This window comes from Chitinophaga sp. 22308 (genome assembly GCF_052045305.1).
Classification (GTDB): domain Bacteria; phylum Bacteroidota; class Bacteroidia; order Chitinophagales; family Chitinophagaceae; genus Chitinophaga; species Chitinophaga varians_A.
Window position 1 is genome coordinate 1 of sequence record NZ_JBQEOP010000015.1, and the last position, 8,606, is coordinate 8,606.

4 protein-coding genes are annotated in these 8,606 nt (G+C 41.8%); all 4 read right to left on the reverse strand.

The genetic code is table 11. The annotated features are described in order from the left end of the window. Nucleotides 1-613 (reverse strand): DUF6443 domain-containing protein (locus ACTJJS_RS33445; RefSeq protein ID WP_440668389.1); only part of this gene is annotated, 613 nt, incomplete at its 3' end. A gap of 234 nt (nt 614-847) precedes the next feature. Beyond that, on the reverse strand, nt 848-4,048 hold the full coding sequence (locus ACTJJS_RS33450; RefSeq protein ID WP_440668391.1) for an RHS repeat domain-containing protein: 3,201 nt from the start codon (nt 4,046-4,048) through the stop codon (nt 848-850). A gap of 2,625 nt (nt 4,049-6,673) precedes the next feature. Then, on the reverse strand, nt 6,674-7,171 hold the full coding sequence (locus ACTJJS_RS33455) for a hypothetical protein (RefSeq protein WP_440668393.1): 498 nt from the start codon (nt 7,169-7,171) through the stop codon (nt 6,674-6,676). Nucleotide 7,172: 1 nt separating this feature from the next. Continuing rightward, nucleotides 7,173-8,606: RHS repeat domain-containing protein (locus ACTJJS_RS33460; protein WP_440668395.1), on the reverse strand; the 1,434-nt coding region annotated here is incomplete at its 5' end.

The window sequence follows — 8,606 nt, forward strand, 5'->3', positions numbered from 1 at the left end:
CAGAGTCGGCGACTGTGTTAACGAGGTATTGAAGCGTTACTGGTTTGGTCGCCCAGCTGTTGCCCGGAGCATAGGTTTTCAGCACCCGGTTCAATGGGGAGGCTTCAAATTCTGTCTGGCTGTAAAATATCCGTTCTCCGGTATACTTACCGGAGTTCCGGTAAAACTGGTCCTGGTCGCCAAAGGCCGTCGTTTTGAACTTACCATCAGTGGCGGCTCCCGTGTAGGGCAGATACTTGAACTGTTCCCGCCCAAAGGCATCATATATCACTGGAGTTATCATGTCTCCGCCTTTACCACCCATATCTTTGGCCACCGTCTGCAAAGGCCGCCCAAGTCCGTCAAAGTACTGCGTAGCCTGTTTTACATCGGCAGTTGGATTTGTCTGGGACATTACTGTCGCGGGGTCTGTCAGTGGTTTGGCTGGCTCCCAGGTCCGGATATAGTTGACCGTGGTATTCGTATAGGCGCCGGGGATGTTTACAGGCGTCGCTGCAGGCAATCCACCGCCACCAGGCTGCTGGCCTGAAACTATCTGGCTACCGGATAATATGGCTGTAAACAATAAAAACGCAGAAATTTGGATGATGCTACGTTGAGTTCTTTCTCTCATAGGTATTATTCTTGGGCAACAGTTGAAAACGGGACTTCAGAGGCTAAAAATATAAAATATTATCCAAACAGGGAATCTGAAATATTAATAGCTTTTATAGGTGAGTCCCATTCTTTTTAGTTAAACAACTTTCCGGTTTAACAGACCATAGAATAGATTTTAACAGGAAAACCCTGGCGAGGATGATCATCGCCAGGGTTTTTTTAATAAAAACAACCATAAACAGTGACCCTGCTATTGGCCAACGGGCTGCAGGTATCGATAATCGAATTGTTTAAGTATTTTACCATTCAAATCTCTGATGAGTTTAAGTCTGCCGAAACCATCATACTCATAGAAGGTGACTTTACCGGCAGGATCAGTTTCGCTGGTAAGGCCCCAAACAGGAGAATAGGTGTATGTCGAAACCAGTATTTTCTCATTGCCTGGCGCCTTCCTTATTTTGTCGATTTCATTTCTCAGCGCTTCATCATTGGCTGGATTGTCCAGCACATTGCTATCTACATTAGATATAATGGTATTATAGTCCCCTCCTGCTATTTTAGCAACAGGATATTGTCTTTTATATCCCCATAAATAGACTTCATGTACGTCATTACTTTTTGACTGTTCCAATATATTAGCTGTGTTGTCGTAGTTGAAAAAGGTAAGTCTGTTTTCCACTGGATTATTGAGCGTACGACTGAAAACACTTTCGGGCAAAGGCAGACCTGATGGCCATACATTGTAATTGATCAACACATCTTCCAGGGAGCTATTATTTTTAAGCTTGGACTGCTGTAATAATGTTGCCGCATAGTGTTTGGATACCAGTAGCGATTTGGCCGCAGCAGCGCTGGCTGACAATCCGTTGATGGAATCCAGTGGATATTTGCTGACGGTGATCAAACTATCTCCTGTACTTTGCAACGTTACCATACGGGTAAGCAGGCCATGCTGCGGATTCTCATAATAATAGCGGGCTTCCTTTTGTAAAGAATCATTTCTCTCAGGAAAATAATCTGTTTCGATAGTTCGGGTTTTAACAATCCACGGGCTGATAACGCGGCTTTCGGCGTAGGAATAGTTCTTAATTCCAAACTCATGGCAACCTATTGGATTATTAGGATTCCCCGGATCACATATATTACAATCCTTCAGACATACCTGAAATGAAAATGGTTGGATGACTTTTACTTCAAAATAGTTAGGTAATCCCTGACCATAGCGGTCAATGGTGTAGTTGTTGCTTACCGACCTAATAAGCTGACCATTGTTATTATAGTATTTTTCTGTCATCAGATGTCCCCTAAAGACATCCATATCTGTACTGGCTTTATTCGACAGGCCATTTGCCCTGATATTGGGTGTACCGTCGGGGGCTGTCAAATCAAATGCATACAAAGCAGCACGCGTATTGGGAGCCTCATTCTTAAAAAGCGACACCACCGAGCCATTGCTGGTAGCACCGGATACTTCCTCTTTTACGCAACTATACCCTACAGGAGCCCCCTGGGTAAAACCTAAATAATTGGTGGAGAATGTTGCCCTTTGCAGAAAAGTACAGGCGCCACTGTTTGTTGCTTTGAATTCAGCGAACATGTAAGGGCTGATCAGGTTTCCCGAAGAACGGGCAGTGTCCCCTTCCATGCGGTAGTAAAAGTTCCGGATATTTTCCACAGGAGTAATTCCGTCATTGTTAACAATCCTTTTAATTCTTAAACCTCCACCTTTCACTACCTTGATCGTATCCTGGCCAAGGGCAAAATAATCCACACGGATAGAAGCATTTTGCACCTTCCCGTCTACCACAGCCGAGATTTCATAAGTACCAGTATCAGTAATATCCAACGTCCTGGTAGCGGTGGCGTTTATCATAAACTGTTCATAAAGCACCGTCTTGCTTCCGTCGGTGTTGATTCGTTTTACGTACACGCTGGGGCCGTTTTCAACGGGTGCTGCCCCACTGTAGTTGCCGCCTATCGTCATGGAAATTCTTTGCACATGATCTATCGTAAAGGTTTTCGCATTATAGGGAGCATTTACGGTGTTGGTCATGGAAGCGGAAGTATTTGCCACCCCGGCTATTTCTGGTCGGTCAGTAATCATTCTGCCCTCCTTAAACCCATAGTCATTACTTTCATAAATAAACTGGGTATACCCGCCGGCAGGGTAAGTTATCTTCTTTAGTACACCAGTGATCGCGTAAGCTGCATCAGGTTTTCTATTGGCGCCGGGTTTGCTATATAACGGCCCCCAAAGGCGGGGATCAATTTCCGGCAGCAATGTGGTATTCTGCGCTCCATTAAAGTACCCCCAATAGTCCTGAGAAAGAGAGGTTACTGCAGGAACAGCCGTTGGCGCATAATACTCAAATGCATGTACTAAGGTGCCGGTATCATTGACAGCATATTGTGTCAGTCTATCCAGTCTAAGCCTGAAAGAATTGCCATTATTCTCAAAATAGCTATAGGACAATCCAAACTTCATTTTAGATATTCCTTTATAATCGGAAACAACCATTGAATCCACTTTCGATACCCCCTGCAGGTCCAACCGGTTGCCGGTATTATAAAAATGTACATTTTCAAATGGGGTGGTAATATCAGTCAGCACCTTTCCATTATAAGTGGTGCTCGAAACAGCGCTCGACAGGTCCAGCGGCATGCATGCACTATAACTCCCTGCCGCCTGCAGATAATCAACAGAGGAGTATTGTATCACTTCAGGCAAATCATCTGTTGCAGAATAGCCCAAATCAACCGTACCAAAAGGCGTTATAATCTGGGTCAGGTACCAGGCGGACGTGTGGCTGGTAATTAATCCTCCACCGCCATCGACATGCGAAATCTCATTGGTATTAAATATATATCTGATTCCATTTTCGTCCACTATTTCAAATCTGGACAAGGTATTATCGTGCGAGATGGATAGGTCCTGAAAGGGAATGATATGGGCCTTCTTCTCCGGCGTTGCATCTATGATAAATTTGCCACTCTTCCCACCAAAATTATAGTAAAACATATCAGGCTCGCTGTCATAAGAACCACCCAGAAACTGTGTAAGGTCATGGCCTCTCAGATCGGCAGGCACCACATTGCCGTAATTCCAATAGCCCAGCGCCGATTCATCCGGCTTCCCATGTACCGTACGCGTGATGACCCCTCCGGCATTTAGCGACCATCCCAATCCCACATTACTGGCCCTTTCTTCTACTTTTAAACCACTGGAGTGATAATTGAGGGATATCGGCAAGGAAAATTTTCCCAGTTTCACGGTATAGAGCGGAATGCCGATGTTGGGTATCCCAGTATATAGTCCTACTGGTATATCCCCGTATTTACCCAGTGCAGCCGCATTGGGTGAGGGAGGAATTAATTTGGGCAGGTCTGTCATTTTGGATTCGGACTGCGCATATAAACGGGAACAGTCTGTACCCAATAACCAATAAAACATTGCCAGGCAGATGAAAAAACGTCTCGGGACAGCGAATACAGTGCATAGGAACATGGTAATGAGGATAGATATAGTGATCAATTGATGTAACAGTTTTGAATAATGAAATAAACAGTCTGCATTCCTCTATAGGCTTATAAGAGTCGAGAACTTTAAAATAAACAAATCCAGGAAATATATAAATCCTGTCATCCAATGGATAACATCTGTCTTTTTAGAAAATGTTATATCGTTACCCAAGCCTATCATAGTCAAGATCTTCGGATTTATCGTTGAAAATAGTAAGTATTCAACACTTTCATAGATCCTTTCTTTTCAACAAACCTTATTATCCACCCCGAAAGTTGATATCGTTGGGTTGTTATATTTTCTCTTGGTGTGCCTACGTCAGCGATCAGATTTAATTTATCTGTAAATATCAGATCCTCACCGTGAACAATTGGCAATATTATATCGTCTGTAACTTTGACAAATCTATTTGAATTCTGAACAATCCACGTGTGTGGACTAGCCCCACAGGTAACACAATACTTAGTAATCATAATTTCCATAGTATCACCAGTATTGAACCATTGAACATACGGCCGTGTACTATCGTTAAGTGCCAACTTAGGTATACACTTCTCAATTTCAACAAGTACTTCTTTGTCAAATCTGTAGTAAATAGGAGCTACTTGTGCTTTAAGGCACGTACAACAACAGCAAAGTACAATAGCAAAGTACATCAAACGCATATCTAATTATCGTTTTAATTTATTGATTGTATTCACAGGGAAATTTTGAGATGTGGCCACTTTCAGATCATTTCCTCCACTTTTATTATCAACAGTACTTACCTCCCTTTCGAGTATCATCCCCGGTCCTGGATCGGGATGAGGATGCACAGTACCTTTTACTAATTTAACTCCAAGCCCTCCAGGAGCATAGCTACCCCTGGAGGTAAATCCATCTGGCCTACCTTGTTTTTGATTAACTTTACTGCTGTATTCATTTCTGGCAGTTTAAAAGGTTAATAAATAAGTGAGGTTACTTAAAATTAATCCAACTGTCAGATTAAATCACTATTTCTTCAGTTTAACTATTTTGCCAGAAAGGAAGAATTGGACTACTACTACTTCCATCCAACAACCTTGGCGGAAGTGGAGTTATAGTTCCTCCATTGTCAAGCGAACGATAATACTCCCTTAGCGGCAGCCCCATTTGCTGCCTAACTATGTTCTCCTTGTAACTAACTTGCCACTCGTCCCTCTTTAATCCACCTATATCAATTCTACCATCTAGCCGGCCCTTATTAGCATCACATCCATGGAACATCTCATGCATTAGATTCGTAATGGCATTATTATCCTGCTTACCGCCCAATACCCATACATTTGCACCTCCAGGATTTCAGATAATTGTTCCACCAGCCGGAGGTGTGTTCTTTTGAACATATTCTAAAACAATATACGTTTCTATTTAGTCTATATCCTAACGATTCTACTCCTGCACATGCAACATCGCCCCCCCGGATATTCCAGGTCAAAAGTGTAGTCCTTTCCACTTAAAGGATGTAATTTTTTCCCACCTCTTTTCTTAGCGGAGTTGTATACTTTTAAAATAATATATGATTGGTCAAACCAGTTTCTTCCCATCTCGATTTCATAGTTATGTATCTTTCGTTGGCCTTTTGCTACATATTCATAGTAGTCAAATTTCAGAATCAGCTTTACGCCTTTCTGTGATGATAACAAACTGTCGTAATCGTTATGACTAAATGACAATCGCCCTGGATAATAATTAACATTCATAACTTTCCTGTTATCATCATTTTCCATAAGTACTTGGGGATTATACAGAGATTTGGGCAACTCTCCATCTATACTTATAATAAAATCAAATTCCTTTCTCTCCTCTTGCGCCAATAATGTTTGACAACAAAGAATACACACAATTATTAACAACAGACTTCGCATAGTTACTATCATAATATTTCTTCAACAGCTCTCCTCGTAAGTTCTACTCTGGGAATTGAGTTACTATCATATATAACAGCACCATTAGTTCTGGTAGGAATGCTTAACGTCCCATCCGGTTTTTTGGTGACACTATTACGATTAACTGTACCTAACGGACCTACTATGATATTTGTTTGGTATTGCCAGAATGTTTGCTGATCGGTACGTAGGCCAGTCGAATGTGTATTTGCTGACTCTGGTATATCCCCGTATTTACCCAGTGCAGCTGCATTGGGCGACGGAGGAATTAATTTAGGCAGGTCTGTCATTTTGGATTCGGACTGGGCATATAAACGGGAACAGTCTGTATTAAATAGACAACACAACATTGCCAGGCAGATGAGAAAACGTCTCGAGACAGCGAATACAGTGCATAGGAACATGGTAATGAGGATAGATATAGTAATCAATTGATGTAACAGTTTTGAATAATGAAATAAATAGTTTGTATTCCACTATAGGCTTATAGGAGTCGAGAATTTAAAATAAACAATCCTTGGGAGTTGAAAGTCTTCAATATAGTCAAAGATAACTTTTAACTAAACAACTATTCAATTTGCCTGGTTCAAATGCTCTATATAGAATAAATATTTTCTTTAGGCACCTGTACCCCACATTCCTCCGTATTCTACAACTCAAAGCATTTTAAATCCTCTTCGGTCAATACGCCGTCTTTACTTTTCCTGGACAAGCGTTTTTCCTTCTTCTTCAGCCTTTTCAAGTGATTGACCGCATATTCAATTGCCTCCATTCCTTTTTGATAATGATCGTGAAAGAGCGATATTTCTATCCCAATATGCGCTCTATTATAGCGATATACATCATCATACTTATTAAAAAACTCTCCAGCATATTTTTGATAATAAACCAGCACCTGCTCAAAGTTTGACAACATACTTCCTGGATCCTGATCGTTAATATACAACAACACATCCGGAAAATCTTTTTCTGCATGTTGTTGAATATAGTTATTTATTGATTGAGCAATCGTGTCGTTACGCAGGGAAACCGGTTTGTTAGCCGGAACAATGGCGTAATGTACCTTTCCTATCTGTTTAATTGTTATCTGCGCCGATGCGTCCAGAAAGGCCATGGCTAAAAATAAAACAAAAATTAGTTTTTCCATATTACCAAGCACTTTTAGGTAAAATTGCCTTAACCCCATTTGTGGAATAGATATACACCTTTTGGCCAGCACTTTTAGACATTCCGAACTGGTAATTTACGATAGGATTACCTTTCTTGTCAGTAGCACCATTTATATCTTGTACCGATGGCCCTTGAACGAAAGAGCTATTTTCTTTTGCGCCACTGGGATGACTATGAAAAAGCGACTTTGTTCTTACATCAATAGTATGTGTGATCGTTACAGCACTATTGCTAGTTGGATCACTTACCGGGGAAGAAGGAGATTGCACAACTTCCGTATTGCCAGTAGGTTTTCCTGCCTCATCTCTTATCTCCCGGATCTGTCCTCCATGCTCCTGATTATTTGCATCGCTTGTGCCACCGGAGCCATCATCCGCATCAACAATACTTGACATTTCGCTTCGAACTCCGGCTGACGGCAGCTCAACGAAACTATTGTAAACAGAGGCGTTGGCATCAAATTCAGCTGTATTTCCGGAATTTTTTTTCACAAACGCCGTAGCAGCCGAGCTTTCCCTTACTGAAATTCCATCTGTCTTTATTTTTTCTGTAGTTCCTGTCTTCGTGTTGTAACCAACAGTTTTATTTTGGCTGGTTTTTATCACATAAGTTTTCCCATCATTTCTCCCATCATTCCCGATCAACTTTCCGTTCTCATCTAAGAAATCTCCAGGCACCATCCCATCAACATCAATAAATCTAATCGGATTATCATAAGCGTAGCTGTAAGGGCTCCACTTTTTACTCACTTCACTTAATGGATCCAAAACATGCCACCTTCCTATCTGTGCATCATACATCCTCGCTCCATAGTCATACCACTCTAACCCGCTGCCATCGCCAAATTCCTTATTCTGTAACTCCTTCCCGTTATATTTCATCCTGTTCTCAGGATATTTAGTCCCCACAAGTGCATTCGAACTTATCCCCGCCATCGTCAACCCAAATGGATAATAATGCGTCTCTTCCAGTACCGGTCCACTCGCCTGTGCTACTAATAGGTTATCAAAGAACACCTCCTGCGTACTTTCATTACTAGTATAAACATACAAAAATCCGCTCTTTTTCATCACCATTTTATCTTGTGAAAGCGTTTGCAACTGGTCTGGCTCTGCCTTCACCTGCTTCACGCCGCTGTTTTCTTCCACCATTTTAAACTGGTCATCAAACAGAACATAATTGAGGTAGGCTTTGGGCTTACCAGGTTGCTGGTCAGGATTTTTTTCTTTCAGCTGACGATAGTCGTTATTATAAAAATTAGCGTTAAATGGCGTACTGTTTACAGGTGCTGCGCTACCATGTGTGGCATCAGCTGCAGCGGAGCCTCCAAAGGCAGCGATGAGGTCCGCTACCATGTTTTCCGCCGGTACAACAGGGCTATTCTTGTTAACAGGACCGTTGGATTTATAAAA